At 52.6% G+C, this 23,108-nt stretch carries 31 protein-coding genes and 1 pseudogene; 20 read left to right on the forward strand and 12 right to left on the reverse strand.

The window, feature by feature from the left end; genetic code table 11:
* Positions 1-5: 5 nt before the first annotated feature.
* From ACTQ3V_RS09005 to ACTQ3V_RS09015, 3 genes are read right to left on the reverse strand one after another with little or no spacing between them, the layout of a single operon-like run.
* A complete protein-coding gene (locus ACTQ3V_RS09005; protein ID WP_441467211.1) occupies positions 6-923 on the reverse strand; it encodes a TerB N-terminal domain-containing protein in 918 nt (305 codons plus the stop codon).
* Positions 924-958: 35 nt separating this feature from the next.
* The gene (locus ACTQ3V_RS09010) at positions 959-1,381 is read right to left on the reverse strand and encodes a type II toxin-antitoxin system HicB family antitoxin (RefSeq protein ID WP_441467212.1); all 423 of its coding nucleotides are present in this window, start codon (positions 1,379-1,381) and stop codon (positions 959-961) included.
* Positions 1,382-1,412: 31 nt separating this feature from the next.
* Complete coding sequence (locus ACTQ3V_RS09015; protein ID WP_441467213.1) at positions 1,413-1,601, reverse strand: type II toxin-antitoxin system HicA family toxin; 189 nt, start codon at positions 1,599-1,601, stop codon at positions 1,413-1,415.
* A gap of 65 nt (positions 1,602-1,666) precedes the next feature.
* On the opposite strand from ACTQ3V_RS09015, the gene ACTQ3V_RS09020 reads away from it, so the two are divergent.
* Genes ACTQ3V_RS09020 through ACTQ3V_RS09045 form a run of 6 tightly spaced genes read left to right on the forward strand, consistent with a single transcriptional unit; the run spans position 1,667 to position 6,249 of the window.
* Positions 1,667-2,707: an XkdQ/YqbQ family protein gene (locus tag ACTQ3V_RS09020; protein WP_441467214.1), complete on the forward strand. Its 1,041-nt coding sequence runs from the start codon at positions 1,667-1,669 to the stop codon at positions 2,705-2,707.
* A 4-nt stretch (positions 2,708-2,711) separates the two neighbouring features.
* On the forward strand, positions 2,712-2,966 hold the full coding sequence (locus ACTQ3V_RS09025) for a hypothetical protein (protein ID WP_441467215.1): 255 nt from the start codon (positions 2,712-2,714) through the stop codon (positions 2,964-2,966).
* A gap of 10 nt (positions 2,967-2,976) precedes the next feature.
* Positions 2,977-3,447, forward strand: coding sequence for a DUF2634 domain-containing protein (locus ACTQ3V_RS09030; protein ID WP_441467216.1), 471 nt, complete (start codon positions 2,977-2,979; stop codon positions 3,445-3,447).
* Positions 3,447-4,574, forward strand: coding sequence for a baseplate J/gp47 family protein (locus ACTQ3V_RS09035; protein WP_441467217.1), 1,128 nt, complete (start codon positions 3,447-3,449; stop codon positions 4,572-4,574). Before ACTQ3V_RS09030 ends, ACTQ3V_RS09035 begins: the two co-directional genes overlap by 1 nt.
* Positions 4,571-5,146 carry a putative phage tail protein gene (locus ACTQ3V_RS09040; RefSeq protein ID WP_441467218.1) on the forward strand — a complete coding sequence of 192 codons (576 nt, stop codon included), beginning with the start codon at positions 4,571-4,573 and terminating at the stop codon, positions 5,144-5,146. The genes ACTQ3V_RS09035 and ACTQ3V_RS09040 overlap by 4 nt, the downstream gene beginning before the upstream one ends.
* Positions 5,143-6,249 carry a hypothetical protein gene (locus ACTQ3V_RS09045; RefSeq protein ID WP_441467219.1) on the forward strand — a complete coding sequence of 369 codons (1,107 nt, stop codon included), beginning with the start codon at positions 5,143-5,145 and terminating at the stop codon, positions 6,247-6,249. The genes ACTQ3V_RS09040 and ACTQ3V_RS09045 overlap by 4 nt, the downstream gene beginning before the upstream one ends.
* On the opposite strand, the gene ACTQ3V_RS09050 is transcribed toward ACTQ3V_RS09045, so the two are convergent.
* The gene (locus tag ACTQ3V_RS09050) at positions 6,246-6,800 is read right to left on the reverse strand and encodes a hypothetical protein (protein ID WP_441467220.1); all 555 of its coding nucleotides are present in this window, start codon (positions 6,798-6,800) and stop codon (positions 6,246-6,248) included. The genes ACTQ3V_RS09045 and ACTQ3V_RS09050 overlap by 4 nt on opposite strands.
* An 81-nt stretch (positions 6,801-6,881) precedes the next feature.
* On the opposite strand from ACTQ3V_RS09050, the gene ACTQ3V_RS09055 reads away from it, so the two are divergent.
* Positions 6,882-7,301: a hypothetical protein gene (locus ACTQ3V_RS09055; protein ID WP_441467221.1), complete on the forward strand. Its 420-nt coding sequence runs from the start codon at positions 6,882-6,884 to the stop codon at positions 7,299-7,301.
* Positions 7,294-7,857: a hypothetical protein gene (locus ACTQ3V_RS09060; RefSeq protein ID WP_441467222.1), complete on the forward strand. Its 564-nt coding sequence runs from the start codon at positions 7,294-7,296 to the stop codon at positions 7,855-7,857. The genes ACTQ3V_RS09055 and ACTQ3V_RS09060 overlap by 8 nt, the downstream gene beginning before the upstream one ends.
* Here ACTQ3V_RS09060 and ACTQ3V_RS09065 read toward each other — a convergent pair.
* The gene (locus tag ACTQ3V_RS09065) at positions 7,780-8,730 is read right to left on the reverse strand and encodes a tyrosine-type recombinase/integrase (protein ID WP_441467223.1); all 951 of its coding nucleotides are present in this window, start codon (positions 8,728-8,730) and stop codon (positions 7,780-7,782) included. The two genes, ACTQ3V_RS09060 and ACTQ3V_RS09065, sit on opposite strands and share 78 nt — an antisense overlap.
* Before the next feature lie 61 nt (positions 8,731-8,791).
* Between ACTQ3V_RS09065 and ACTQ3V_RS09070 the strand changes: the two genes are divergently transcribed.
* The 3 genes from ACTQ3V_RS09070 to ACTQ3V_RS09080 are packed head-to-tail and all read left to right on the forward strand — an operon-like array spanning position 8,792 to position 10,384.
* Positions 8,792-9,214, forward strand: a complete 423-nt coding sequence (locus ACTQ3V_RS09070; protein ID WP_441467224.1) for a hypothetical protein — start codon at positions 8,792-8,794, stop codon at positions 9,212-9,214.
* Between the two features lie 20 nt (positions 9,215-9,234).
* On the forward strand, positions 9,235-9,471 hold the full coding sequence (locus ACTQ3V_RS09075; RefSeq protein WP_441467225.1) for a phage holin: 237 nt from the start codon (positions 9,235-9,237) through the stop codon (positions 9,469-9,471).
* A gap of 4 nt (positions 9,472-9,475) precedes the next feature.
* Positions 9,476-10,384 carry an N-acetylmuramoyl-L-alanine amidase gene (locus ACTQ3V_RS09080; protein WP_441467227.1) on the forward strand — a complete coding sequence of 303 codons (909 nt, stop codon included), beginning with the start codon at positions 9,476-9,478 and terminating at the stop codon, positions 10,382-10,384.
* 64 nt (positions 10,385-10,448) lie between these two features.
* Here ACTQ3V_RS09080 and ACTQ3V_RS09085 read toward each other — a convergent pair whose 3' ends face one another.
* Positions 10,449-10,829 (reverse strand): zinc-ribbon domain-containing protein, encoded by a 381-nt coding sequence (locus ACTQ3V_RS09085; protein ID WP_441467228.1) that lies wholly within the window; start codon positions 10,827-10,829, stop codon positions 10,449-10,451.
* 25 nt (positions 10,830-10,854) lie between these two features.
* Positions 10,855-11,835: a hypothetical protein gene (locus ACTQ3V_RS09090; protein WP_441467229.1), complete on the reverse strand. Its 981-nt coding sequence runs from the start codon at positions 11,833-11,835 to the stop codon at positions 10,855-10,857.
* A 207-nt stretch (positions 11,836-12,042) separates the two neighbouring features.
* Here ACTQ3V_RS09090 and ACTQ3V_RS09095 point away from each other — a divergent pair, with 207 nt between their 5' ends.
* Positions 12,043-12,237 (forward strand): TraY domain-containing protein, encoded by a 195-nt coding sequence (locus ACTQ3V_RS09095; RefSeq protein WP_441467230.1) that lies wholly within the window; start codon positions 12,043-12,045, stop codon positions 12,235-12,237.
* 34 nt (positions 12,238-12,271) lie between these two features.
* Here ACTQ3V_RS09095 and ACTQ3V_RS09100 read toward each other — a convergent pair whose 3' ends face one another.
* On the reverse strand, positions 12,272-12,634 hold the full coding sequence (locus ACTQ3V_RS09100; protein WP_441467231.1) for a sporulation initiation factor Spo0A C-terminal domain-containing protein: 363 nt from the start codon (positions 12,632-12,634) through the stop codon (positions 12,272-12,274).
* 13 nt (positions 12,635-12,647) lie between these two features.
* Positions 12,648-13,001, reverse strand: coding sequence for a helix-turn-helix domain-containing protein (locus ACTQ3V_RS09105; protein WP_441467232.1), 354 nt, complete (start codon positions 12,999-13,001; stop codon positions 12,648-12,650).
* 1,215 nt (positions 13,002-14,216) lie between these two features.
* Here ACTQ3V_RS09105 and ACTQ3V_RS09110 point away from each other — a divergent pair.
* The 3 genes and pseudogenes from ACTQ3V_RS09110 to ACTQ3V_RS09120 all read left to right on the forward strand — a co-directional run bounded on the left by ACTQ3V_RS09110 (position 14,217) and on the right by ACTQ3V_RS09120 (position 15,533).
* The gene (locus ACTQ3V_RS09110) at positions 14,217-14,414 is read left to right on the forward strand and encodes a hypothetical protein (protein ID WP_441467233.1); all 198 of its coding nucleotides are present in this window, start codon (positions 14,217-14,219) and stop codon (positions 14,412-14,414) included.
* A 400-nt stretch (positions 14,415-14,814) separates the two neighbouring features.
* Positions 14,815-14,934 (forward strand): annotated as a pseudogene (locus tag ACTQ3V_RS09115) (TIGR04076 family protein); the annotation flags it as partial.
* A gap of 170 nt (positions 14,935-15,104) precedes the next feature.
* Positions 15,105-15,533, forward strand: a complete 429-nt coding sequence (locus ACTQ3V_RS09120) for an FAD-binding oxidoreductase/lyase (RefSeq protein WP_441467234.1) — start codon at positions 15,105-15,107, stop codon at positions 15,531-15,533.
* Between the two features lie 904 nt (positions 15,534-16,437).
* Here ACTQ3V_RS09120 and ACTQ3V_RS09125 read toward each other — a convergent pair.
* The 3 genes from ACTQ3V_RS09125 to ACTQ3V_RS09135 form a co-directional block, all read right to left on the reverse strand.
* Entirely contained in the window at positions 16,438-17,034 is a 597-nt protein-coding gene (locus ACTQ3V_RS09125; protein ID WP_441467235.1) for a hypothetical protein, read from the reverse strand.
* 302 nt (positions 17,035-17,336) lie between these two features.
* Entirely contained in the window at positions 17,337-18,269 is a 933-nt protein-coding gene (cysK, locus tag ACTQ3V_RS09130; protein WP_441467236.1) for a cysteine synthase A, read from the reverse strand.
* A 138-nt stretch (positions 18,270-18,407) separates the two neighbouring features.
* On the reverse strand, positions 18,408-19,547 hold the full coding sequence (locus ACTQ3V_RS09135; RefSeq protein ID WP_441467237.1) for a glycoside hydrolase family 3 N-terminal domain-containing protein: 1,140 nt from the start codon (positions 19,545-19,547) through the stop codon (positions 18,408-18,410).
* A 106-nt stretch (positions 19,548-19,653) separates the two neighbouring features.
* Here ACTQ3V_RS09135 and gluQRS point away from each other — a divergent pair, with 106 nt between their 5' ends.
* The 5 genes from gluQRS (at position 19,654) to ACTQ3V_RS09160 (ending at position 22,896) form a co-directional block, all read left to right on the forward strand.
* A complete protein-coding gene (gluQRS, locus tag ACTQ3V_RS09140; protein WP_441467238.1) occupies positions 19,654-20,574 on the forward strand; it encodes a tRNA glutamyl-Q(34) synthetase GluQRS in 921 nt (306 codons plus the stop codon).
* Between the two features lie 106 nt (positions 20,575-20,680).
* Entirely contained in the window at positions 20,681-21,706 is a 1,026-nt protein-coding gene (locus tag ACTQ3V_RS09145) for an SPFH domain-containing protein (RefSeq protein WP_441467239.1), read from the forward strand.
* Positions 21,681-21,995, forward strand: a complete 315-nt coding sequence (locus tag ACTQ3V_RS09150) for a hypothetical protein (RefSeq protein ID WP_441467240.1) — start codon at positions 21,681-21,683, stop codon at positions 21,993-21,995. Before ACTQ3V_RS09145 ends, ACTQ3V_RS09150 begins: the two co-directional genes overlap by 26 nt.
* A 25-nt stretch (positions 21,996-22,020) precedes the next feature.
* Entirely contained in the window at positions 22,021-22,191 is a 171-nt protein-coding gene (locus tag ACTQ3V_RS09155) for a type II toxin-antitoxin system antitoxin (protein ID WP_441467241.1), read from the forward strand.
* A gap of 105 nt (positions 22,192-22,296) precedes the next feature.
* Entirely contained in the window at positions 22,297-22,896 is a 600-nt protein-coding gene (locus ACTQ3V_RS09160) for a GerMN domain-containing protein (RefSeq protein ID WP_441467242.1), read from the forward strand.
* Positions 22,897-23,108 lie beyond the last annotated feature (212 nt).

A 23,108-nucleotide genomic window follows, 5' to 3' on the forward strand; every position in this document is an offset into this window, starting at 1 on the left:
CGCCCTCATGCGGACGGCTTTCGCGCTTTTTTGATTTGATTGTGCGCAGCTTGCAGCGCGGATTTCCCTGCGGCGGTGAATGCTGCGTCCTGTGTGAAATCAGGGCCGAAACCCCAGCGGCCAAACATGGTCCAGTTTGCGGCGGCCGGGATCCATGCGTCGGGTAGGTCAAACAGCGGACCGGTGTAAGGGAGCCCGGCACAGCCGTATTCATGGCGCAGAAAATCCAAAAGCGCACGTTCGAAGTCTTCCGGCTGCGACCGGATGTACCGCGCATTGCGGAATCCGAATTTAGAGCGATACAGGATCAGCTCGTGCGCGGACAGCGGCTTCCCGGCGGAAACGTGCGCCCACATACAGAGGTTGAAGTCCCCGGCGTGTGTCGCGTAATCGTCAAGCACGCGGCGCATGGTGGATTGATCCTCGCGCCGGTAAGCGGCAATCATCAGCGCATTGGAGGAGTAAAACCAGAACGACGGGTGATCCAGTATCCCGCGCATGCGGAAAATCACTGGCACAGCGGCATGATAATTTCCGAAATACAGGTGCCGCTCCAAACCGTAGTACAGGAGAAAGGCATAGCCGATCTCGACTGACTGATATGGGTTTTCCAGATACCGCAGATAGTTCCAACGCTGGCCGGGTGTGAGCTTGAACCAGCGCGGATAGCCCGGCATGGGAGGGACTTTTTCCTCCTGATACACCGGCAGGGCAGAGAAGATCGCGCTTGGTTCGCGTGTGTTGTCATGGAACTCCCAGATCATTTGACGCCCGCCGTCCAGATCAAAGACGGCATGCGCTACTTCATGCGTATGCCCGCCGAGGTTGGGCGGATCGCTTGGGTAGTCCGGATAGTCCCAGTTCTTCTGTGGTCCGTCCCCATACCATAGCAGCGGGGCGATGTCGGGATGTGGGTTGAACATGGCGATTACTCCTGCATATAGTTGGCGATTTTCCCTTAAATAGTATGCAGCTTTTCCTTCAACGCTTCCTGTAGCACCTGAGAAAAGTTGATGTTTTTTTCCAATGCAGCTTCGTTGAGCCAGGCGGGGATGGTAAGCGTTTTCTTGACAGAACGCTCAAAATGAGTCTTTGCATAGTCGTTTACATCCACAGCCACCATGTTGACAAATGCTTCACCGGCGGGCAGGTCAAGATCCGCTGCAACAGCGGTAGGGTCAATGCTGCTCATATCGGAGGGCTTCGGAGCTTCCTGATGTTCTTTTTTGAGGGTATACAGATAACCTGCAAGACAGTCAACAGCCATCCCAATGGCTTCGTCAAGCGTATCGCCGCAAGTTGCCAGATGGTTTAAATCAGGAAAAACGACAGAATAGCCGGTATCTTCCTTGAAAAAGCACGCTGGGTAAATTGATAACATAACAAAATCCTCCCTTGCATGGAGGCAGGGCTTATCTCAGCCCCGCCTGCTTTAATATGGATCTCTCAACAAACTTTGTAAGTTCCTTTGCGTGGAATGGGATCGTAACTTTTCCGGGCTTGACCGGGTGCGTGTAATGCCTGTGAGAACCCTCCTGTGACTTGAATATCCAGCCATCTGCCAAGATTATCTTTTCCATTTCCCTTGGTTTTAGCGGCATCTTCATACCCCTCCCTTATGGTAATAGTATACCATATTATACGTGTTAAATCAATGCGTATATTTTTGATAAAAGATTCACGCCTGGATGAGGTGATTTTTCTGGCAAGCAAACTTGATCCGGACTACAGCGCGGTCATCGTATCAAAGGACGGCCCGCGCTACAACATTACCAACCTGATGGACGGCGTTGAAACGGACGAATCGGACGGCCAGCTCGCCCAGCGGGTGACGGTATCCTTCTTCAACATCCTGAACGGAACAAAATACATGAACCAGCTGATCCGCGCGATGGACCGGCTGTTTTTGTATGCAAATGACGGGGACAGCCCCAAAGAGGTGTTCCGTGGGTATATCTGGGAAATCGAGTACAGCAGCGAGCTGGAAAAGATCCTTTCTGTCACGGCTTACGATAACCTGATCTTCTTTCAGGAATCCGAGGACAGCCTGTATTTTTCGTCGGGTATGGCGACCAGCGCGGTCACGGCGAGTATCTGCCAAGATTGGGGCGTCAAGCAGAACTACACCTATGAGAGCATCACGCACGAGGAGCTGACGCTTGAGGGTGCGCTGAGCGACATTTTCCTGAGTGACTTGCTGGGTGCAGTCGAAAAGCAGAAAGGAACGCGCTTTGTTATGCGTTCCCGCGAGGACATTATAGATATCGCGCCGTTCGGCGCGAACACAACGGCATATAAGCTCCATGAGCTGGATACCGTGACCGACACCAGGAGCCGGACGACAATGGACGGTGTGGTGACCAAAATCAAGATCCTCGGCTCAACAGACGACAGCGGCGCCAGCAATACCGAGGCTGTTGTAACTGGCGATACCGCAAAATACGGCACGATCCAGAAAATTCAGAAAAAAGACACGGATAAAAGCCTTTCCGATGCACAGGAGGAAGCCAACACGCAGATCGATGAAAATGGTGCGCCGAAGGTCGAATTTGAGGTGAACGCAATAGATATCCCGTGGATCCGCAAAGGGGACAAGGTGCATGTCGAAGCGGGCAACATGGTCGGAGACTTTTTCGTGACCGGCGTCAGCCGGAAGATCCGAAGCGATGAAAAAATGATGACGCTCACATGCGTCCATGTGGGGTGATGGATTGAAAAACAATATTCAGATGCTCTTTGAAATCCTCAACGGACACACGAAGAGCGTGGCGAAAGCCAACCGCAGCGGCGCAGGCTCGCTGTTCGGCCGGATCATCAATACGGAGCTCACGCTTGAAGTGGACGGCATCCGCGGTGAGATCCCGGCAAACGAGTATATCACAGTGAGCGGCTTGACGCTGGAAGCCGGGGATCGGGTCGCCGTCCTGCGGACCGAAGGGAAATTCGTTGTATTGAGCACGGTATAGGAGGCGCATCATGCCAAATCTTTTCCCACAGGGATACGAGGAGCAGCTTGCAGCCGTCTCGGATATTGAACAGGATGAGCCGGTTGGGTACAAACCGTCTGCGGCTTTTTCCTTTGAAACCGGCGATTTTGTGCGCAACGGCGCCAATCAGGTGGAAAGCGCATCCGGCGTTGAGGCGTGGGAGACGTGGTGTCGTATCTGTCTGATGACGCCGCGGTACAGCCACGCCGCCTATACCACGGATTTCGGCGTCGAGATTGAACAGGCGTTCAAAGCCAAGACGCGCGCGGAGGCCGAATCCATTCTGACGCGTCAGATCACGGAGGCATTGTCCGCTGATCCTTACGGAAGGACGGCGTATGTTTCCGATATCACCTATACCTGGACAGCCGCGGATGAAGTAACGGCAGATATACAGGTGGTAGGGATCAATGATGTAACAATCGATATCAGTGTTCCGTTATCAGGAGGTGGTTATTGATGGATCTTCCGGAGTTCCTGCAAAACGCATCGGTCGATGAGATTCACGGCAAGATGCTGAACAGCATGCCGGACGATATCGATAAGAGCCAGGGACAGCACCCATACAACTATACACGACCTACGGCCCTGATCGTATCCGAAATGTGCCAGCAAACGCTGCCGCAGGTAATTAAGCAGATATGGCCGATGACAGCGTTCGGCGCGTGGTTGGATTACCACGCAGAAATTCGAGACGCATCGCGCCGTCCTGCAACGGCATCCACTGGCGAATTGCAGTTGACCGTGAAGGCGGGCACTACAGTTCCGGAAGGATCGCAGTTTTCTACTGCATCTACCGACAGTCAGCCGTCTATTGTGTTCCAGACGACCGAAGCGGCGTTCAGCGCCAATGGCGGAACAATCACTGTACCGGTTGAATGCACACAGACCGGGCCTGTCGGTAATGTGATCGCGCAGACCGTAATCTTTAAGGTGTCGCAGATGGACGGCGTAACCGCTGTGACAAACCCGGAGCCGATCACCGGCGGCACCGACCAGGAGGACGACGAGAGCCTTCGGGCGCGGCTGGTCGAGATTGACCAAACGCGCAATATTTCGTATGTCGGTTCTGTGGCGGATTACCGGCGCTGGGCGCTCGAAGTCGCTGGCGTGGGTGGCGTGACGGTCATCCCGGCATCAGACGACAGCGGTCTCGTGACCGTAGTCATCACGGACAGCAACGGTGACCCTGCAAACGAAACATTGTGCACAGCAGTATACAACCACATCATGTCTCCGGATGACCCGTACGCTCGCCTAACTGCGCCAAACGCCAGACTGAGCGTGGTAGGTCCGACGGTAATGTCGCTCTCGATCACCGCAACCGTAGAACTTGAAGATGGATATGTCCTCGACACAGTAAAAGCAGCGTTTATCTCGGCGGTGCAGGAATATCTCGGGGCTGCGCGCATGGATGGAGAGATTCGCAGGTCAAAGATATGCGACCTGCTGGGAAGTATCGCAGGCGTTTATGATTATGATGATGTAACGCTGAACGGAGGAACTGGCAATGTGGATATCACACAGACGCAGCTTCCGCAAGTATCGGATAGTACCGTGACGCTTACAGAGGGGGCGGTGACATGAGATATCGCACGGAGCTGATGGACAGCATCCTCACCAGCGAAAACGCGCGTCGGTTTATCGATTTCATTGCGCCGGTGTATGGAAACGGCTATGTGGCGCTGTGGATGTTCCAGGCGATCGGTCTCTCGCTGGACGAGCTGACACAGGCCGCCTCCGGTCTGGGCAGCCAAACCGTCCCACAGACGGCGGACTGGTCCATACCTGACTGGGAGTTTGAATATGGGATTTCGCCCGATCCATCCCTAACGGACGAGCAGCGGCGCGCTAACATTATCATGCGCATGAATTTTGTCGCACCGGCCAATCCTGCACGGCTGGAACAGATCGCCAGCGCGTCGAGCGGTGTTCCGTGTAATATTGTAGAGAATATCAGCAAAAACACGTTTGCTATACTGATGCGGGAGCTGGGCGGCGATATCTCCAACATGAAAGAAGTTCTGGATTCTGCCAAGCCGGCACATCTAATCTATGTTACACGTGTCGCGCTTTTGCGGGAGACGGAGAGCAGTGTTTATATGGGCGTCGCAGGCAGCTATCATAAGAAATATCAGACGATTGAGGTGAACCAATGAGCACAACGAAATGGAGCAATGCGACCGTCACTTCCGAAGGTTTGAGCCTGCAGGCGGAGCTGCTCAATGGTGGCGGGATTGAATTTACACGAGTGATGGGCGCGGATGCGAACGGAGACGACAAAATCGAGCTTACTATGCAGCCGACAAAACTGGGGACTGCCAAAATTACGATTCCCGTGCTGCTGAGCAATATAGAGCTGACCGAGGGATTCACCATGACGCAACTGCGCTTCTATGCCAAAGGTACCGGAGGCGCCCCGGCCACCGAGATATTGTACGCGGTAGTACAGGATGAGGATGGAGACCAGATTCCAAGCGCGTCCGAAAGCCCGGGCTTCACAGCGGACTGGTCGTATACCTTCCAGTTCGGGAACGCGGAATCGATGACGGTGAGCCTGGATCCTGCGGGCTTGATCAGTTTGAGCATGGTCGGCCAGCCGAACGGCGTCGCTGCGCTGGATGCTAATGGGCAGGTCGCGGCATCTCAGCTTATTGCGATGCTGCAATCGGCATCCGTTGCTCTGGCGTATGATGACGAGTCGACTTACGAGGAAGGGGATTACTGCACCCGAGATGGTCAGCTCTATAAAGCAAATGCCGATATTGCTACGGCTGAAACATGGGATGCATCGCACTGGACAGCAGTGAATGTCATGGATTTGATTGCAGCGTTGACCGGCGAGGACATCCCCACGAGCGCCTCGGATCCGACTTCGATAAGTTCGCAATTGTCAAATCTGGAAAGTGCCCTGACCACCCCGCCGCAGGAATACAGCCTACCGCTGGCGGAAGGGATTATTCCGGCCGGCGGATATAAAAATTCATATTGCAAAAATCAATTTGGAGAGCTTTCTATTTCGATTGGGGTTACTGGAAATTTTCCAAATAGTACGATTATCTTTACTTTACCAGAAGGTTTCAGACCGACATCAGCCGTTGTATTTTCTTGCTACTCAGCGACATTAAGTGCTAGTACGAGTGATCAGGCTCCAGCATGTATTACCATCGGCCCATCTGGTGTCGGCACACTCTCTTATGCAGTAGGTACTTTAATCGGGAAAAATATCTATGGTTGCGGCTCTTTCCTTGCAGGCGGTTAATTATACGCGACAAATGCAGATACGAACGATATGTAATCAAACTCTATCGCAGAATAGATAACAATATCTCCATTTGCAGCAATTTGTACTTCTGCGACGCCTCGAATGCCATTTTTATAGGCATGTGCAGTGCCACATACAGTAGCAGACGGGCGAAATCCTACTGGAAGCGTTGCGATGAAGTTACTGCTTGCTATACCTGTACCATAAACTGCACAGTTTACGACGCAAACGCCCTCTTGTGATTTGCAGTAAGTGGCTTTTACCCCCGTGGGCTGCCATCCCGATTGGAATGGTATGTTAATCTCCTGCGGCCGGGTTGCGGTGACAATTACAGCATCAGCAACTTTCGCTTTGCCATTTGCCCCCGGTCTAAGAGAAACATCTCCCTTATCATTTGCCAGCCAAAAATCGCAAATATCAGTTCCATTCCCGCCGACACCAAGCCAACCTGTACGAGTATTTGATACATCTAAAAAGCCAAACCCAGTCGTTTGCCATGCGTTATCTGTGTAGGCATTTTGACTTTTTAACGTAAGCTGTCCTGTCATGGTATCGCCAAATTTTGATACCTTGTTTGACTATGGCGAACTAAAAAGGCCGCCCCTGTGGGCGGCGGAAAGGAGAATTAAATGGAATATAAACATTTCTGTGTAATTGATGCTTTGAAGTTTTATAAAACCCTTGTGCTTGTTATTATCCGTAACACTCCGGGGGAAGACGGTAGCGTAACGTCAGAAGCAGAGGTGCAGTACTACGCAATGCTTCCGGGCGAGTCACTGATCGAGACAAAACCGCCGTCCATGCGTCAGCATGCGGGCGCACTTGGTTTCGTTAAGCCCAAGTGGGATGAGGACAGTAATCGCTGGGCCGAGGGCGCGACCGAAGATGAGATTGCCGACTGGGAGGCCGAGCACCCCGCGCCGGAGGAGCCGGAGCCGCCAGCCGGTGGCACGCTTGAGCAGCGTGTAGCTGCACTTGAGGCGGCGCAGGCCAACGCATGGAGTGAACAGGCGGCAGCGATCAGGGAAGGGGTGAATAGCGTTGAGTGATAAGGATTTTGTGCTGGATACATTGCGGCGCGCTGGCCTTGCCGTGGCACAGAGTGTGCAGGAGCAGGCAGCAGGCATGACGGGTACCGAGCTGAACGCGGCCGCGGACTATATCCCTGATTTTCTGGCGGCCAAGGATGCGAAAAATATGCTGGAACGAAAAGCAGGGGAAAAGGACGGATTCGTCTGCCGCTCATCTGCGGGGCGCGTGGTGCGCCTGATCCAGACTTACGACAGCGATACATACCCCGCCGAGCCGGAGGAACTGCCCGCACAATGGCGGTTTGTATGGTCGACTGACCCGAAAAAAGCGTTGCCGTTTATCTCGCTGGCAACCAGCCCCTACGCGACCGGCGACTGCTGCACCTATGAGGGACACGTCTGGCGCAGCGGACAGGATACAAAACACCTGGGCACCTGGTACCGTCGGGGTGCAATGGGAAGACCTCGGCACGATCGAGGAGGTCCAGGGATAGGATTACGGGATACATTGCTCGTATGCACGGCGAACGGCCACATGAGAAATGCGCGCGTAGATCTGTGTTGTGTCGAGTGATGTATGACCGAGCAGCTGCTGGATAACGATGATGTTCATGCCGGATTCGAGGGCGTGCGTGGCAAAGGTATGGCGAAGCCGGTGGGGTATCAGTTTTTCTTCCAGCCCAGCGCGCTTTCCGATTGCGAGCGTAGTCTTCTCGATTTGACGGCCGCCTGGCAAGATACGCCTTGCACCCGGATGCTTTTGCAGGTATTCCATGATCAGCACTTTAGCGCGCGTCGAGAAATACACAGTACGTGTTTTATCACCCTTTCCTGTGACCACGATCGAACGCGCCTGCAGGTCAATGGCGTTCGGGGAGAGGTTTTCCAGCTCGCCAAGGCGGCAGCCGGTAGAGATCAGAAGCTCAAATGCAAGCTGTTCGCGCAGGGAAATGCAGGCGCGGCGTGCACGCTCGACGCCTTCCGGTGTAAGGGGCTTCCGCGTTCGCATGCGGTCGATTTTAGCGGATCGGATCTTGTTGCAGGGATTGCGCAGCAACAGTTCCTCTCGCACGAGCCATCCGAAAAAGGAGCGCAGTACCATGAGATAGGTTAAAGCAGTAGACTTGCAGACGCGACGGTCCGCTTGCAGGTAGGAGAGGAACGCGCGCACGTCATCGGTTGTGATTTCTGCCGGCGGCTTCCCGTTTAAAAATGCGCCGAAGATTCGAAGATCGATCTCGTATCCGGCCAATGTTTTTTCGGACAGGCCATCAACACGCTTTGCGGCAATGAATTGCCGACAGGTTTCAGCAAAAGAAGTGTGAGAAGTGCGGGCAAAGATATCATATTTTTCAAGACTTTGCCACAAATCCCGGCGCAACTGCTCATCTGCGCCAGCGAGCACACAAAGCTCTGCATATAAAGCAGAAACAGGTTGAATATTCATTTTTACACCTCCAGTTAGCAATAATTTTGTTGTAAAGGCCAAAAGGCCGGAAAGGATAGATATGAGTATACACGAATGGCTTGTAGGTGGGGGCGGTCTGCTGGCAGTGCTGCTGACGCTCGTGCAGATTGCCCCAGTCAAAGTCAACCCCTGGTCGGCGATTGCGAAAGCGATCGGCCGGGCGATGAATGCGGACGTGCTCCGCGAGCTGGACATGGTGACGCAAAAGCTGGACAACCATATCCGCGTGGACGATGAGCGCAACGCAGATTCGTACCGCACCCGTATTTTGCAGTTCAATAACGAGCTGCTGCGGGAAATCCAGCACACGCGGGAGGATTTCATTGAGATCCTCGCCGTGATCGATGATTATGAGAGCTATTGCCGCGACCATAAGGAGTATAAAAACAACCGCGCCGTGTGCGCGATCGAGAACATCAAGCGCGTCTACATGGAGCGGCTGCAAAAACACGATTTTCTTTAAACGGGAAGGAGTTACATATTATGAATATCACAGCAGGAACACTCGCACGCACCATCATCCTCGCGCTGGCGCTGATCAACCAGATCCTGAGCGCGACCGGGCATCCGGTCCTGCCGATCGAGGACGCGCAGGTGGAGACGCTGGTCTCGACCGCGTGGACGGTCATCGCGGCGCTGGTCGCGTGGTGGAAGAACAACAGCTTTACCGCGGCGGCGCAGAAGGGTGACGCGGTGATGAAGCAGGAGAAAGGTGCGTGACCGTATGAAGATCTTACTCATTGCAGGCCACGGCGGCACGCCGTATGATTCGGGCGCGGTGGGCTGCGGCTATACCGAGGCTGTCGAGACGCGCCGCATGGCGAATGCGGTCGCGCCGCTGCTGCGGGAGCATGGCTTCGAGGTCGCGCTGTACGACCAGGGCAAGGACGCGTACAAGGTGGTCACCCAGGGCGGCTCTCTGCCGCTCACGGGCGTGGGCTATGTGCTGGAATTCCACCTGAACGCAGCAGCGAATGATCTGTCCGGCAATGGCGTCACGACCGGCACGGAGATTTTCGTGCATACAAACGAGCAGGGAGTGAAGGTCGAGCAGGCCATCTTGCGCAGGATCGCGGCACTGGGCTTCAAGAACCGCGGGGTCAAGCGCAGCTCGGGGCTGGCGGTGCTCAAGCATGTGTTTAACCGGGGCGTGAGCCATGCGCTGGTGGAGACGTGCTTTATTGACGACAGGGACGATATGAACCTGTACGGCGCGAAGTTTGACGCCATCGCCCGCGCGATCGCGGACGGCGTGGCGGAGGGCTTCGGCGTGACGGTACAGGAGCCGGAGATGGAGGACGACGAGATGGTCGAAAAGAAAACGGTTGCCATTGATGGTAAGGATTATACGTGCTCGTGCATTGAAAAAGCGGGCGAAAATTACATGCGCCTGCGCGACCTGACGCAGGCGGGCTACGGCATCACCTATGACGCCAGGACGCAGGTGCCAGGCATTGTCGCGCCGATGACGCGGGCACAGGTGCTGGAGGCGGGCGATGAGGTGCAGGCCGCAATCGAGAAGGTGCAGTCCGCCTGCGGACTGGAGGAGCAGACGATCGAATACCTGCTCAAGTACCGGTACGGGGATGATCTCGTGAAGAAACTGGCAGCGGCGATTGATAAGTTAAAATAGGCAGAAAAAACCCCTCCGGCTAGTGCTGGAGGGGCTACTTCTATTTTATAGAAATTCGATATGCTTACATACCTGTCACACTGAGCAATACGACTAAAGCATAGATAATAGAGAAAACACCGATTACGATACCAATAATCGCAAGTATTTTCCCGTTCTCATTTCTTCGTGTGCAGTTGGTCAGTCCAATCACTGAAATAATTGTGCCTGCAATTCCTACCAGACCCCAGAAGTTGAGTAAGAGAGAAATGCACGAAACGACCAAGCCGACAATGCACATGATATTATACTGCGCCTTTCGTACAGTGGAATAATGATTCGTCGAATTGTTGGGATTGGATGAATATACGGCGTTTTTTGCAGAATCATTTGGCTGTACAGCCCCGCATTCGGGACAAAACTTCGATCCATCCGCAATTTGCTTTCCGCATTTTACGCAAAACATAAAGACCCTCCTCTTGTATTTTTGCTCATTCTATGACAACATACTTCACATCTACCCCGGGGATAGTGATCACCTGCCCCATGAGTGAGGTATAGGTTTCTTGACCATAAGAATCACCATAGACGACAATGATATCGGATTCCAGCACATGGGGTTCTGTAGCGGACTTTCTCGTATATTTCAGATAAACATTGTCCGTCCAAAATCCCCACTCGTCCTGTGTTACCTGCAGCAGCATGATCACGTCGTCACCGGATTCCTGAACTTGCAGGACGCTGCCGCGTAACCGGATCGGCGTCCCTACATAGCTTAAAGGATTGCGGGCCAGTTCCTCGTAGGATATACTTTGACACTGGGCTATGTATGCGTCTTCCCTGGAAGCCTCTATGTCCGCGTCCTCGCTTTCCAGCCCTACAGTGTTGGTAGCATCCTTGTGAATGAAAAGCAGCTCCGCTTCGGTTGGCGTGTATACGATTTCCCCGGAAATCGCGGCAGCATACGCCTCGGCAAACGCCGGTGTGTACAGTGAATTGACGGTCAGCAAAAAGTTTCCGCTCACAATTTTGTATCCGTGGAAATTTTGGCCGCTTTCATCATTCTGCAGTTTTTCTGCCCAGTCCCTTGCGCTTTGCGGCGAGGCAAACATCATAATCTTTCCTGCACGATAGTCCTGCGTAACTTCCGAAAGCCGATTTTCATAAAATAAGCCGGAATACAGATAGTCCACATCCTGTCCGCCGGCAGACGGGTCATCGGATGCGGGATAAACATTTAAATTTGATACCGAAATACCGCTCAATGCAATGCTGTTGAAAATGGTCGTTATACCGTCTGGCGAGATCAAGCTTTGCGTGGGATCATAGTTTTCCTTTGCGTCGGCTGCGGCGGTAGATGCGTTGGTTGGCGTCTGTTCCTCATCTTGAAATCCGCCCTCCAATGCAATCGAAATGACCGTCAACAAAAGGATTACAGCAACTGCGACCATGATGCCTGCAGCGATCCTCATACGTTTCGCACTATGCTCTTTCAGCCCCAGGGGGTCATTATATGTTCCACATCTGGGACATACGCCGCCGTTATACTCATTCCCACATTTTGGACAGTACATTTTTATGTCCCCTCTCTAAAAATATAATGCCATCAATATGCCACCATTTTAATGACATAACAATAGCATGAATGGTCATATTATGTCAAGAGACAGGAGGCATATATGATGAAAGCAAAACACGATGAAGTAAAAACCACGATCCGCATTTATAAAGAAACGATGGACAAACTGGAATATATTGCGGAGTATTACGGCCGCAGCAAAAATAAAGAGATCGATTGGGCAATCAAACAGCACATCAAAGCGTTCGAAGATGAGATGGGTAAAATTATACTGGATGGTAGCGACGAAAGCTAAGGAATCAGGTCGAAAAATGGAAAAGCCGTCCGGATCAGGGGCGGCTTTCGTTTATGCATATTGACAGTAAATGATGGTATAGATAGGCCAGCATTAAACTGGGTGCCGGAGGTTCATCCCGGTCAAACAGAACGATTCGCATGAGTAACTCGTAGTTCCCATGATACCACAGTTTATCGCAGGCCAGCCGGATGCCGCGCTCAACTGCGGAAAGGCTGGTATGACAGGCGGCGGCAACTGCGGGATAAAGCCACTTTGTGACAAACTGAAGCCGGGAAGGGTCTTCGTGGATCAGATGCAAGGCAGTCAGCAAGTATAAACCCTGCCGCCGCCCAATATGTACACCTAACCGCAATAACAGGCGCTCTGCCTGCTGATGATACTGTTCCGGATCCATAAGCTCGCCTCAGCTACTCGATCTCATCATTACTCATAAAATCGCGCATGATGGAAAGAAGAAGCGACTGCATGGATGGGGAGAGTCGGTTAAACCCCTGCTGGTATACGGAAAGCGAAAAGGTAGTATGTTCAGGGGTTTCGGATAGCAGCTCGGAAAGCGGAATACAAAGCGTATCCGCAATTCGTTCCATCGTCAACAGTGTGGGATTGTGCGTACCGTTTTCAATGTCGCGGATCTGACGATCATCCAGCATTGCCTCCGCCTTGAACTGGAAACGGCTGATGTGCGCAAGTTCACGGTACCGCCGTACATTCTCTCCGAATACTTTGGAAATGCTTTGGCACTGTTTTAACTCGGCTGCCATAATGTTCGCTCCTTTGCCGCCAGTATACGACAAATTTCGCGTTCACAATACGGATTCAATCCGGGATATAATCAGGCACTACCGTCACCATTACCGTCACCATACCGCGTTGGCGTAGATATACTGCGGTTTCGTGCATCCTTGGTAAGGATGAGGTCACCGGTTCAAATCCGGTCAGCAGCTCCATGAAAACCGTCTTTTTCTCTTGAAAAGGGCGGTTTTTGCTTTGTTTTATGACTTTTGGTGAAGTCAGAATTAGGTGGTCAACGCTTTGACAATAGAACAAGCCATAGGCAGAAAAGCAGGCCTCCGGAGTGTGCTCCGGAAGCCTGCTACTTTTAACCTACATTTTTCATATCTCAGTCGATCCTTTTCTGCGGCGATCTTCGCCTTTCTTCGTTGTATGAGTTCCGTTAACAGCCGCTTACATTCTTTTCTCGTTTTCTCATAAACATTATGGGTGTGCTTTCTTGCCATCTGTTTCAGCAGGAGAGTGCCAGCCTAACAGAGGTGGTCATTCTATGCCGGGCCTGCATTTCCTCTCTGGTTTGTCCCCATTTCCAACGACTATGAAAGCTCCTGAAACTGCCCGTACTGCGGGTAGAGGTGACCAGCAAAAGGTGCCGTTATTCTGCTTTTTCTCTCGCCCCTCGAAAGCGGCCCAAATCCGTAGTGGAAGCCTTGAGAATGGGGAATGGGCCGAAGGAGGGCACACAGCCCATTACAAGGGCGAACACTTGGTGTTCTCGGCCTACTCTACAGGAGTGCCTGTACCAGCTGCCTGCTCCAATTCCTCCCGCTTTTGCTTTTAGTGATAGTCGATTACATTCTGAGGCGGCAGCAGAGTGAACTGCAATGTCTCATTGCGGGTCACAGCTGCTTTGGTTGTGACCTTGATGGGATTCACCGCAATGAGTTCGCAATCTTCCAGCTGTTTGCATACTTGCTTACGGTGTTCTCACACATGCCCACTGGATGACCGATGGTTTTGTAACTGGGCCAGCATTGGTGGGTTTACTGATTTTCGCACAGGTGCAGATAGCAGTACACCGCGACTCATCAGGACTCAGGCCCAAGATAAAGATCTCATTGGGATAGAGAAAAAGTTTCCTATGTGCATCATCACATACCTCCGGTATGCTCCTTCACCTACTGAATAAACTTTTCTTTCCGCTGGATCGCATCAAGGATGTAGCCAAGCAGTACGAGGGCACATTGGATCGAGAAGCATGGTGGGAACTGAACAACCAGTTTATCGAACTGCGCAGCCAGTTGATACGGTATCGAGCGTTTCAGATTTTATTGAAGGAGGATGACAGATTTCTCAACAAACCCCAGCAGTATACGGAGAACTGTTCATTTTTTCAGCTTAGAAACTATGATTTCATGTACACGACAAATTCCGGCGCGTGAAGCCGATATACCAACAAACGGTTGAACGATTGGCAAAATGTTGGCATGGACGTTCTGATCGATTGTGTCCGGTCCGGAAACTTTGACCGAGCCAAGCAGATGAGTGGAGTGAGCGGTACTTTATGCAACCAAATCTGGAGCAACTGCTTTACGCTGCGCGAAAGCATGATTTCCGGGGCAATATTTGCTTATAAGTTGGGGGAGCGATTTGTGGCTGTCCATATACTTTTTATCAACCTTATAAAAAAAGCAGCGGCATTCCATTTTTCTCGTAACGGCCTTTTCATTAGTCACGGATAAGACGATAGTCATGATGCAATGTTTTGTGTTGTTATTTGTTTTTTATGGTGGTACAATTCATCACGTGAAGACAAAGAGGAAAGGCGGCTATGTTTGATGAAATTGGATTAGAAAGCCAGGTGTAGCAATTTGCAGCTGCAATGATGGGCTAAGACCTGTGATCATGGAATTGGAAGCGACGGAGGAGACATCAGAAATGGATTACACCCCCGTCCGTTGACCTGCTGTACAGCACTTTTGGAGCGGTCATGCGTTTCGGCATGGCCGCTGCTTTGATGTCATGGCGTATATCGTATCCCTTGCCTTCTGCGCAGAAACCTAAGCTTCCAAGCTGAACATTTCTACGGCACTTCAGATGCAAAAGATCTGCATATTTATGAGCCTACCGCAGTGCGTGAGTTGGTGGGCACAACCGCCGTGACGGACGGCGGGAGAATCACGGCGGAGAAAATCATCGTTGCCACACACTTCCCGTTTCTCAACAACCACGGCAGTTATTTCCTGAAGATGTGTCAGCACCGTTCCTATGTCATCGCCTTGGAACACGCCTCTCGGATGGAAGGCATGTATGTGGACGAGAGCCACAGGGGCCTGTCCTTCCGGACGTACGGGAACCTGTTGCTGGTGGGTGGTGGAGGTCACCGCACCGGGAAGAAGGGCGGGAGTTGGCCAGAGCTTCGGGATTTTTCCCGCCGACACTATCCCAACGCCGTGGAGAGATACCACTGGTCTGCTCAGGATTGCATGACGTTGGACGCCGTGCCCTATATCGGTCCTTATTCGGTCAGCACCTCGCATCTGTATGCAGTGTCAGAATAGTGAGCATGGCTGTTCTGAGCGTGTGTGGTGTGGATAAACATGGGGAAACGCGATATGCCTATGCGTGAGGAATCAGAGGACGATTATCTGCTGCTGTTTCGTAGTTTGTACGAACACGGGTCGATAATACTACAGATAGTGATTTCTAACGCACACTCCGGTGTGGTTGCGGCTACTTAAAAAGGCTTTCCCAGCGTAAGCTGGAAGCGGTGCAAAGTGTACTTCATGCGCAATATTTTGGCGCATGTTTCTCACAAAGGGAAGGCATCTGGTTGACACCGGCCAAAGAGTAGTCCTGTAGACGTGCAGAAGAGTTGTGTCGGCTGTATGCGCGCTGATTCTCAAAGGTGACCGGCTGCCTTGAGGATGGTCTGGAGGACTCGCTGGCTTTTTAGGGCTTCCCTCATCGGGATACCAAAAAAATCTTCCACCAATGCGATAGGAATCCTTTTTGCGAACTGCCCTTGACGTGAGATATATAAAATAAAGCAAATCCGTCACAAAAGTGGCGGATTTGCTGTGCATGGCCTTCGCTATAGCTTTTTCTATGGTGGCCAATTGGCTCACGGATTGGATCTTTCAACGGACAGACCAGAAAGAAAGCAAACTTCCGGCAATCAAATCTTTTCCCATAGGCACTGACAAGACTCTGGATCGCGCAGATGAGAAGCGGATAATAACGCATCCTGACAGAGGCACTTCCCACCATGTGGTCATTTCAGGCGATGTGTTTGACCGCTATTGAGTATCAGAGCGTCAGTAAATATTGCGTGCTGATTGGTGATACATAGTTTTGTGAATTGGGATTGGGTAAAATCTTCATGTGCTTGGTCCCGTAAGATGCCGATGCCGCTTCCGGTAACTGATCTGGACGAAGTTAAACTGTATAGCGTTAGGGGGGTTCTCATTCTTCAGCATTCCATACAAAGCTGTCAACGATGGTTTGAGCTGCTTGAGACGCGCTGTCCGAACCAGTGAAATTGGTAAGCTGCACTAAGCAAAATCCGTAATCCTTCACAATGTAATATTGCTTTGTTACGGCGCTGTCATCAGCGATGGTAAAGGTGTAAAGTACATAACCCTGTTCAGTGCTTCCCGCGCTGCCTTCCAATTGCGCATCCGTACCGTTTAACTGCATCAGAAGCTGCTGCATAATGGCGTCTTTGAACTTCGTGTGATCTTCCGAGCTGTATCGATTTATACCAACGTTGATGGAAATGTTGTCGGGTAATTCATCCTCCTCGTGCCCTTCCTCTACATAGAAAACCATATCAGCCGAAGAATATTTCTCAGCTTTCACCCATCCGTTCGGCACGGTGTAATTACCCGGAATGGCAGTTTCCTGCTCTGGTTCCGAAATATCGGTTTGATTTGTCTCCTCCTTGCTGACCGAGGAGCTGTCTGAAGAATTGACCATCTCTTTTGTTTGCGCAGTTTCTCCACCGCTGCAGCCGGCCAGCAGTAACATTGTCGCCAATGCAGCTGCCATTTCTTTTTTCACTTTTCTTTCCCCCTTTGATTTGCCTTCAATCCATACGAGATGAAAAGTCATGTATAGAATGTAAGAAGAATAGCATGGATGACGTTGTCTATAAGCCGTGAAAATCTGATAGGCATTACGGTATTATGTATCAGACGCCATATCTCGCTATTCCAATAATAAGATACCAAAAAATTGAAATTTGGTCAATACGCGATGTTGTGGAGAAGGTCAACTGGGCATGAGAGAAATATCCTGCATCTACTCAATATTTCCCCAAAAAAGAAAAGCCTGTCGGAAGACAGGCTTCTTTCAAATTTAGTTTAGTCACTGACAAGCAGAGTGGACAGATAGCGGTCACCGGTATCCGGCAGCAATGCCACAATGGTTTTCCCCTTGTTTTCCGGCCGCTGAGACAGCGCGACAGCAGCATGCAGCGCAGCGCCAGAGGAAATACCGATAAACAGTCCCTCACTGTGCGTGAAGGTACGTGCGGTAGAAAAGGCATCCTCGCCCTTTACACGAATGACTTCATCGTATATATCGGTATTCAGCACCTCCGGTACAAAACCGGCCCCGATACCCTGAATCTTATGCGGGCCGCCCTTGCCGGTGGACAGCACAGGGGATTCGTCCGGCTCCACGGCGATGACCTTAATATTGGGGTTTTGCTCTTTCAGATAGGAACCAACGCCGGTAATCGTGCCGCCCGTACCTACGCCTGCAACAAAAATATCGATTTTACCATCGGTCTGGGACCAAAGCTCAGGACCGGTTGTTGCGTAGTGTGCGGCGGGATTGGCGAGGTTGACAAACTGACCCGGAATAAAGCTGTTTTCGATCTCTGCCGCCAGTTCGTCCGCCTTGGCGATAGCGCCGGACATGCCCTTGGCGCCGTCGGTGAGCACCAGTTCTGCGCCGTACGCCTTGAGCATGTTGCGACGCTCCACGCTCATCGTTTCGGGCATCGTGAGGATGATACGGTAGCCCTTGGCTGCCGCGACCGCCGCAAGGCCGATACCGGTGTTGCCGCTGGTCGGCTCAATGATAGTTGCGCCCGGCTTGAGCGCGCCGCTCTCTTCAGCCTTGGCGATCATTGCGTTTGCAACACGGTCCTTGACCGAGCCCGCCGGATTAAAGTATTCGAGCTTTGCAAGAATTTGCGCCTGCGCGCCGGATTTGTTCGCAAACTTATCTGCCGCATACAGCGGCGTGTTGCCGATCAGCTCGGCAAAGCTATGCTTGATATTTGACATGTGGTGTGCCACCTTTCGTATTCCCTTAATTCATATGTGTTTTATATGAATTAAGCATACAGGGTGAAATTGGATTTGTCAAGAGGAAATTGAAAAAAATCACCCGTGCGATAGCACGGGCGTTTGTTCTGCGGTGGATTACGAATCAATCAATCCCAGCTGGATTTTCCATCGTAATACCCGCACGGCGGAATCGCGGATGGCGGTTTTACTGATAGTGCCGTTCTGCACGGCGGACAGCACCGCATTGTATTGTGTGACGAAGTCGGACGAAATCAGCATGTCGTTTCCCGCCTGCACGGCGAGTACGGCGGCGTCCGCGTCGCCCGTATAGTCTGTAATCGCCTGCATGACCAAGTCGTCGGTCATCACCACGCCGTCAAAACCCAGCTCTTCGCGCAGCACTTTATGCACGGCAGGAGAGAGGGAGGCGGGCAGTGTATCATCCATGCAGGAAACGATGTTATGACAGACGAGAATCGCCTGTGCGCCTGACTCAATGCCCGCAGCAAAGGGCAGGAAATCCGACGAGCGGAACTGTTCCAGCGGACGGTCGTCCTGCGCGATGCCGGTGTGCGTGTCGACGTTATTACCATAGCCGGGGAAGTGCTTGAGCACCATCCCCATGCCGTCGACCTTCATCTGATCGACCACGGTGCGGACATAGTCGCTGGTGGCTTGAGCATCCTGTCCGAACGCACGGGCGTTGATGAAGTCGGACGGGCTTGTCGATACATCGCATACCGGTGCAAGGTTGACGTTGATGCCAAGCGAAGCGAGCAAGGTATCCTTTTCCTTGGTATCGCTTTGAATACGCTCCAGACCGCCCTCAGCGAAAAGCGCCTGCGGCGATTGAAACCGACCCGCGCGGAAGGCGGGATATGCGCTGACGCGCACGACCGTGCCGCCCTCCTCGTCTACGCCGATGAGCATGGGCGTTGCGGCGGCCTGCTGATAGGAGGTAATCGTTTGGCGCAGGCTGTCCGGCGTCTGGTTTTCAAAGTCTCGGCCAAACAGGATATATCCGCCGATGTCGTATTGCGCAGCGAGTTCCACGGCTTGCACATCCGGGCAACGCGCAAAAAACAGCTGCGCGACCTGCTGTTCCAGAGTAAGGGAATCCGCGTATACTTCAGCGGGATCGGGCTGCGGAGGTTCGGGCGTGGGTTCGGGCGCGGTTTGTGCAGCAGTCGTATCTGCGGGAGGCTGCTCGCTGCAGGCGGTCAGCCCGAGTGGCAGGGCGAGTGCGAGCAGCAGACAGAGCAGGCGTTTTTTCATAGTCAGCACCTTCCTTCTTTGGTTCTATTATACAGGAGTGGGCGCGTCGTTGCAAAGCCTATTGCGTTTGTGATAAGATAAGAAGGACAGAAAGGGGAGAGAAAGGATGCAGACCATCGGACGCTTTGCGCCCAGCCCGAGCGGGCGCATGCACTTGGGCAACGTGCTGTGTGCTCTGCTGGCCTATTTGAGTGCGCGGCGGCAGAATGGGCGATTCCTGCTGCGCATTGAGGATTTGGATGCAATGCGCTGTCCGCGCAGTTTCGCCGATCTGATTATGGATGATTTGCGTTGGCTGGGGCTGGAGTGGGACGGAGAGGTGCTGTATCAGTCCGAACGTGCGGCAATTTATGAGCGGTATGCGGCCATTTTGCGTGACAAGGGGCTGCTCTATCCCTGCTTTTGCTCGCGTGCAGCGTTGCATGCAGCATCTGCACCGCATCTGTCGGATGGACGTGTGATTTATGCGGGCACCTGCCGCGGCTTAACGCCCGAACAGATAGCGGAAAAACGGAAAACCCGCGCACCGGCTACGCGCGTGCGCGTACCGGATGAAGTGGTGCGCTTTACCGATGCGGTTTGGGGCGAGTATGCGGAAAATCTCGCAGAGGAATGTGGGGATTTCATTGTCCAGCGCTCAGATGGCGTGTTTGCCTATCAACTTGCCGTTGTGGTAGACGATGCGCTCACCGGCGTCAATGAGGTGGTGCGCGGCGCGGATTTGCTTTCGAGCGCCCCGCGTCAGATTTGGCTGTACCGCCAGTTTGGCTTTACGCCGCCGCGGTTTGCGCACTTGCCGCTGCTTTGCGACCATGACGGCCGTCGCCTGTCCAAGCGGGACGAGGATCTCGACCTCGGGCTGCTGCGGCAGCGGTTTACGCCGGAGCAGGTGATTGGTGCACTGGCCTGTGCCGCCGGTCTGGCCGACGGGCCGGAACCGATCGCGGCCTATGAATTGATCTCCGCATTTGATTGGTCAAAAATTCCGCGACACGACTTGTTTTTACCGGATATCTTTCGCTCATGAAGCGCCCAAACGGGCGCTTTTCTTTTTGTCAAAATTTCTCTTGACAGGGTAGGAGAGGGGCGGTATTATAGTGATATCAAATTGATATGATTGTGAGGGATAGGGTATGAATACAAATCAAGTGGAGTACTGGGAAAAGACGCTGCGTGCGCCGAACGGGCTGGCGATTTTGCTGCTTAATATCGTACTGATGGTGGCGGCTGTGGCAGGTATAGTGTACAGTGCGGTGCAGCTGGACAATGGAGCTGGTGGTGCAATGATTGCGCTGTTGGTTGTGTGCATTTTCTACTGGTGTCTGCCGTGCTGGCTGCTATTCGCGGGTGTGAAGGTGCTGCGCCCGAACGAAGCACTTGTGCTGACGCTGTTCGGTCAGTACATCGGCACGCTCAAAGGAGAGGGCATCTTCTTTGTCAACCCGTTCTGCTCAGCAGTGAATCCGGCGGCTGAGTTCGCGTTCGCCAAAGCGGCTGAGGAGGCAGCGGACGCGGCCAAGTCGGGCAGCAAGCTGTCATCCGGTCGGATTTCGACCGGTTCGGGGCGTGGCAAACGGCTCTCGCTCAAAACCATGACGCTCAACAATGACAAGCAGAAGATAAACGATCTGCTCGGCAATCCAATTGTCATTGGTATTGCGGTTATCTGGCATATCGAAGATACGGCAAAGGCTGTGTTCGCGGTGGATAATTATCAGGAATTTCTGTCTATTCAGTCGGATGCGGCGCTGCGCAACACCGTACGCCTGTATCCGTATGACGTATCCGAGGCGGGCGACGAAAAGAGCCTGCGTGGATCGTCGCAGGAGATAGCGGGTGTGTTGGCGGAAGAGATTCAAAAGCGCGTCGCGTGTGCGGGCCTTAAAGTAGAGGAAGCGCGTATTACGACGCTGGCCTACGCACCGGAAATCGCAGCGGCGATGCTTCAGCGTCAGCAGGCCAGCGCGGTCGTGGACGCACGAAAGATGATTGTCGAAGGTGCAGTCGGCATGGTTGAGATGGCACTGGACGAACTCAGCCGCAAGCAGGTAGTCGAGCTGGATGACGAGCGAAAGGCACAGATGGTATCCAATCTGATGGTTGTCCTATGCGCAGGTAAGGATGCGCAGCCGGTTGTCAATTCCGGTTCAATCTATTAAAATAGAAAAAGAAAAAGGAGCGACGGGAATGATTCTCGATTTTCTGCTCAGCCTGATGGCAGGCGGTGCGGTATCCGGTGCGCAGTCCCGACGTATTCCCAAAGTGCTGCGTATAGTTTTGGCGGTGCCGATCATGTTGTTGATGCTTTTGGTCGGTGGATTTATGCTGCTATGTGCGGTAGCGATAGATGGTGGGATCGGGATGCGGCTGGTTTGCGGGGGGCTCGCAATACTGTGTTTGGGTTATTTGGTGTTTTTTATTCGTGGTGTGTGGCGCACCATGCGGTAAAAAATGAGGATAAGGAGGTGCGGACGTGGCAGACAAGGAAAAAGCGAAAAAGCAGGTGCCGCTGCGGCTGTCCGCCTCGCTTTATGATGAGATTGCCCGCTGGGCGGAGGATGAGTTTCGCTCGGTCAACGGACAGATCGAATATTTGCTGACCGAGGCAGTGCGTCACCGGAAAAAACAAGGCCCGAAGGAATGAACTTGCAGCCGCATGGGTATTCCCACTTGCGTCTTGGTGTGGTATAATGACGGCGAACCAGTTGCAGCATGGATCAAGCTGCGGTGGCAGAAAGGAGAATATGCCATGAGCAAACGAACAAAAGCGGTTGTGGCGGCAGTGGTTGTCATTATTGTGCTGATTGTTGCTGCGTGCATTTACGGATATATGTCCGGGCGGCAGACACCGGAGCAGAATGAGCAGCCGAACCAGACGGTCGAGCCGGATACGCCGAATGGACAGGATACACAGGATGATCAGCAGACCACGGACGACACCAAAGAGGATCCGGTGCAGCCGGAGAATCCCAATCCGGCAGGCGGGGAATCGGTAGTTGTGTATGTGCCGGATGAGCAAGGAGAAACACTGACACCGGTCGGAACGGATGCGGTGGATGATTCGGATCAGGCGCTGGTGGATGCGTTGATCACCGCAGGATCGCTGCCCGCAGGGGCGGTGGTGCAGTCTTCCTCGACGGCAGACGGCGTGCTGACAATAGATATGAACGCGGTGTATGGCGATGCAGTACGCTCCTCCGGCACCACGGGAGAAAGCCTGCTCATCTATTCGCTGGTCAATACCTTTGTGCAGGCGCGTGGCGTCAATAGTGTTCTTATTACAGTGGATGGTGCACCGCTGGAAAGCGGGCATGAGATTTACGATTATCCGCTGGAAGCAACCAATTGAGAGAACGCAAAAAGGCTTCGGAACGAAAGTTACCTACGCATAAGGACAACATTTCAAATTACCGTTCAAGTAGCATTGAAAAAGCCACTGACTCTGAATTATGATATGCTCCCTCTATGAGAGACAGTGAAATAAAACACTGTCAATCATGGAGGGGGCACTTCTATGTCACAAAAGTCAAAAGTAAGTATTGAAGAAAAGACAAAGATGGT

This window comes from Candidatus Agathobaculum pullicola (assembly GCF_052117205.1).
Taxonomy (GTDB): domain Bacteria; phylum Bacillota; class Clostridia; order Oscillospirales; family Butyricicoccaceae; genus Agathobaculum; species Agathobaculum pullicola.

What these genes read in the sequence shown, in the direction of transcription:
- ACTQ3V_RS09005 (WP_441467211.1), bottom strand. Translation starts at nt 923, where the DNA reads ATGTTCAACCCACATCCCGACATCGCCCCGCTGCTATGGTATGGGGAC.
- ACTQ3V_RS09010 (WP_441467212.1), bottom strand. Translation starts at nt 1,381, where the DNA reads ATGTTATCAATTTACCCAGCGTGCTTTTTCAAGGAAGATACCGGCTAT.
- ACTQ3V_RS09015 (WP_441467213.1), bottom strand. Translation starts at nt 1,601, where the DNA reads ATGCCGCTAAAACCAAGGGAAATGGAAAAGATAATCTTGGCAGATGGC.
- ACTQ3V_RS09030 (WP_441467216.1), top strand. Translation starts at nt 2,977, where the DNA reads ATGCCAAATCTTTTCCCACAGGGATACGAGGAGCAGCTTGCAGCCGTC.
- ACTQ3V_RS09035 (WP_441467217.1), top strand. Translation starts at nt 3,447, where the DNA reads ATGGATCTTCCGGAGTTCCTGCAAAACGCATCGGTCGATGAGATTCAC.
- ACTQ3V_RS09040 (WP_441467218.1), top strand. Translation starts at nt 4,571, where the DNA reads ATGAGATATCGCACGGAGCTGATGGACAGCATCCTCACCAGCGAAAAC.
- ACTQ3V_RS09045 (WP_441467219.1), top strand. Translation starts at nt 5,143, where the DNA reads ATGAGCACAACGAAATGGAGCAATGCGACCGTCACTTCCGAAGGTTTG.
- ACTQ3V_RS09050 (WP_441467220.1), bottom strand. Translation starts at nt 6,800, where the DNA reads ATGACAGGACAGCTTACGTTAAAAAGTCAAAATGCCTACACAGATAAC.
- ACTQ3V_RS09055 (WP_441467221.1), top strand. Translation starts at nt 6,882, where the DNA reads ATGGAATATAAACATTTCTGTGTAATTGATGCTTTGAAGTTTTATAAA.
- ACTQ3V_RS09065 (WP_441467223.1), bottom strand. Translation starts at nt 8,730, where the DNA reads ATGAATATTCAACCTGTTTCTGCTTTATATGCAGAGCTTTGTGTGCTC.
- ACTQ3V_RS09070 (WP_441467224.1), top strand. Translation starts at nt 8,792, where the DNA reads ATGAGTATACACGAATGGCTTGTAGGTGGGGGCGGTCTGCTGGCAGTG.
- ACTQ3V_RS09075 (WP_441467225.1), top strand. Translation starts at nt 9,235, where the DNA reads ATGAATATCACAGCAGGAACACTCGCACGCACCATCATCCTCGCGCTG.
- ACTQ3V_RS09080 (WP_441467227.1), top strand. Translation starts at nt 9,476, where the DNA reads ATGAAGATCTTACTCATTGCAGGCCACGGCGGCACGCCGTATGATTCG.
- ACTQ3V_RS09085 (WP_441467228.1), bottom strand. Translation starts at nt 10,829, where the DNA reads ATGTTTTGCGTAAAATGCGGAAAGCAAATTGCGGATGGATCGAAGTTT.
- ACTQ3V_RS09090 (WP_441467229.1), bottom strand. Translation starts at nt 11,835, where the DNA reads ATGAGGATCGCTGCAGGCATCATGGTCGCAGTTGCTGTAATCCTTTTG.
- ACTQ3V_RS09095 (WP_441467230.1), top strand. Translation starts at nt 12,043, where the DNA reads ATGATGAAAGCAAAACACGATGAAGTAAAAACCACGATCCGCATTTAT.
- ACTQ3V_RS09100 (WP_441467231.1), bottom strand. Translation starts at nt 12,634, where the DNA reads ATGGATCCGGAACAGTATCATCAGCAGGCAGAGCGCCTGTTATTGCGG.
- ACTQ3V_RS09105 (WP_441467232.1), bottom strand. Translation starts at nt 13,001, where the DNA reads ATGGCAGCCGAGTTAAAACAGTGCCAAAGCATTTCCAAAGTATTCGGA.
- cysK (WP_441467236.1), bottom strand. Translation starts at nt 18,269, where the DNA reads ATGTCAAATATCAAGCATAGCTTTGCCGAGCTGATCGGCAACACGCCG.
- ACTQ3V_RS09135 (WP_441467237.1), bottom strand. Translation starts at nt 19,547, where the DNA reads ATGAAAAAACGCCTGCTCTGTCTGCTGCTCGCACTCGCCCTGCCACTC.
- gluQRS (WP_441467238.1), top strand. Translation starts at nt 19,654, where the DNA reads ATGCAGACCATCGGACGCTTTGCGCCCAGCCCGAGCGGGCGCATGCAC.
- ACTQ3V_RS09145 (WP_441467239.1), top strand. Translation starts at nt 20,681, where the DNA reads ATGAATACAAATCAAGTGGAGTACTGGGAAAAGACGCTGCGTGCGCCG.
- ACTQ3V_RS09160 (WP_441467242.1), top strand. Translation starts at nt 22,297, where the DNA reads ATGAGCAAACGAACAAAAGCGGTTGTGGCGGCAGTGGTTGTCATTATT.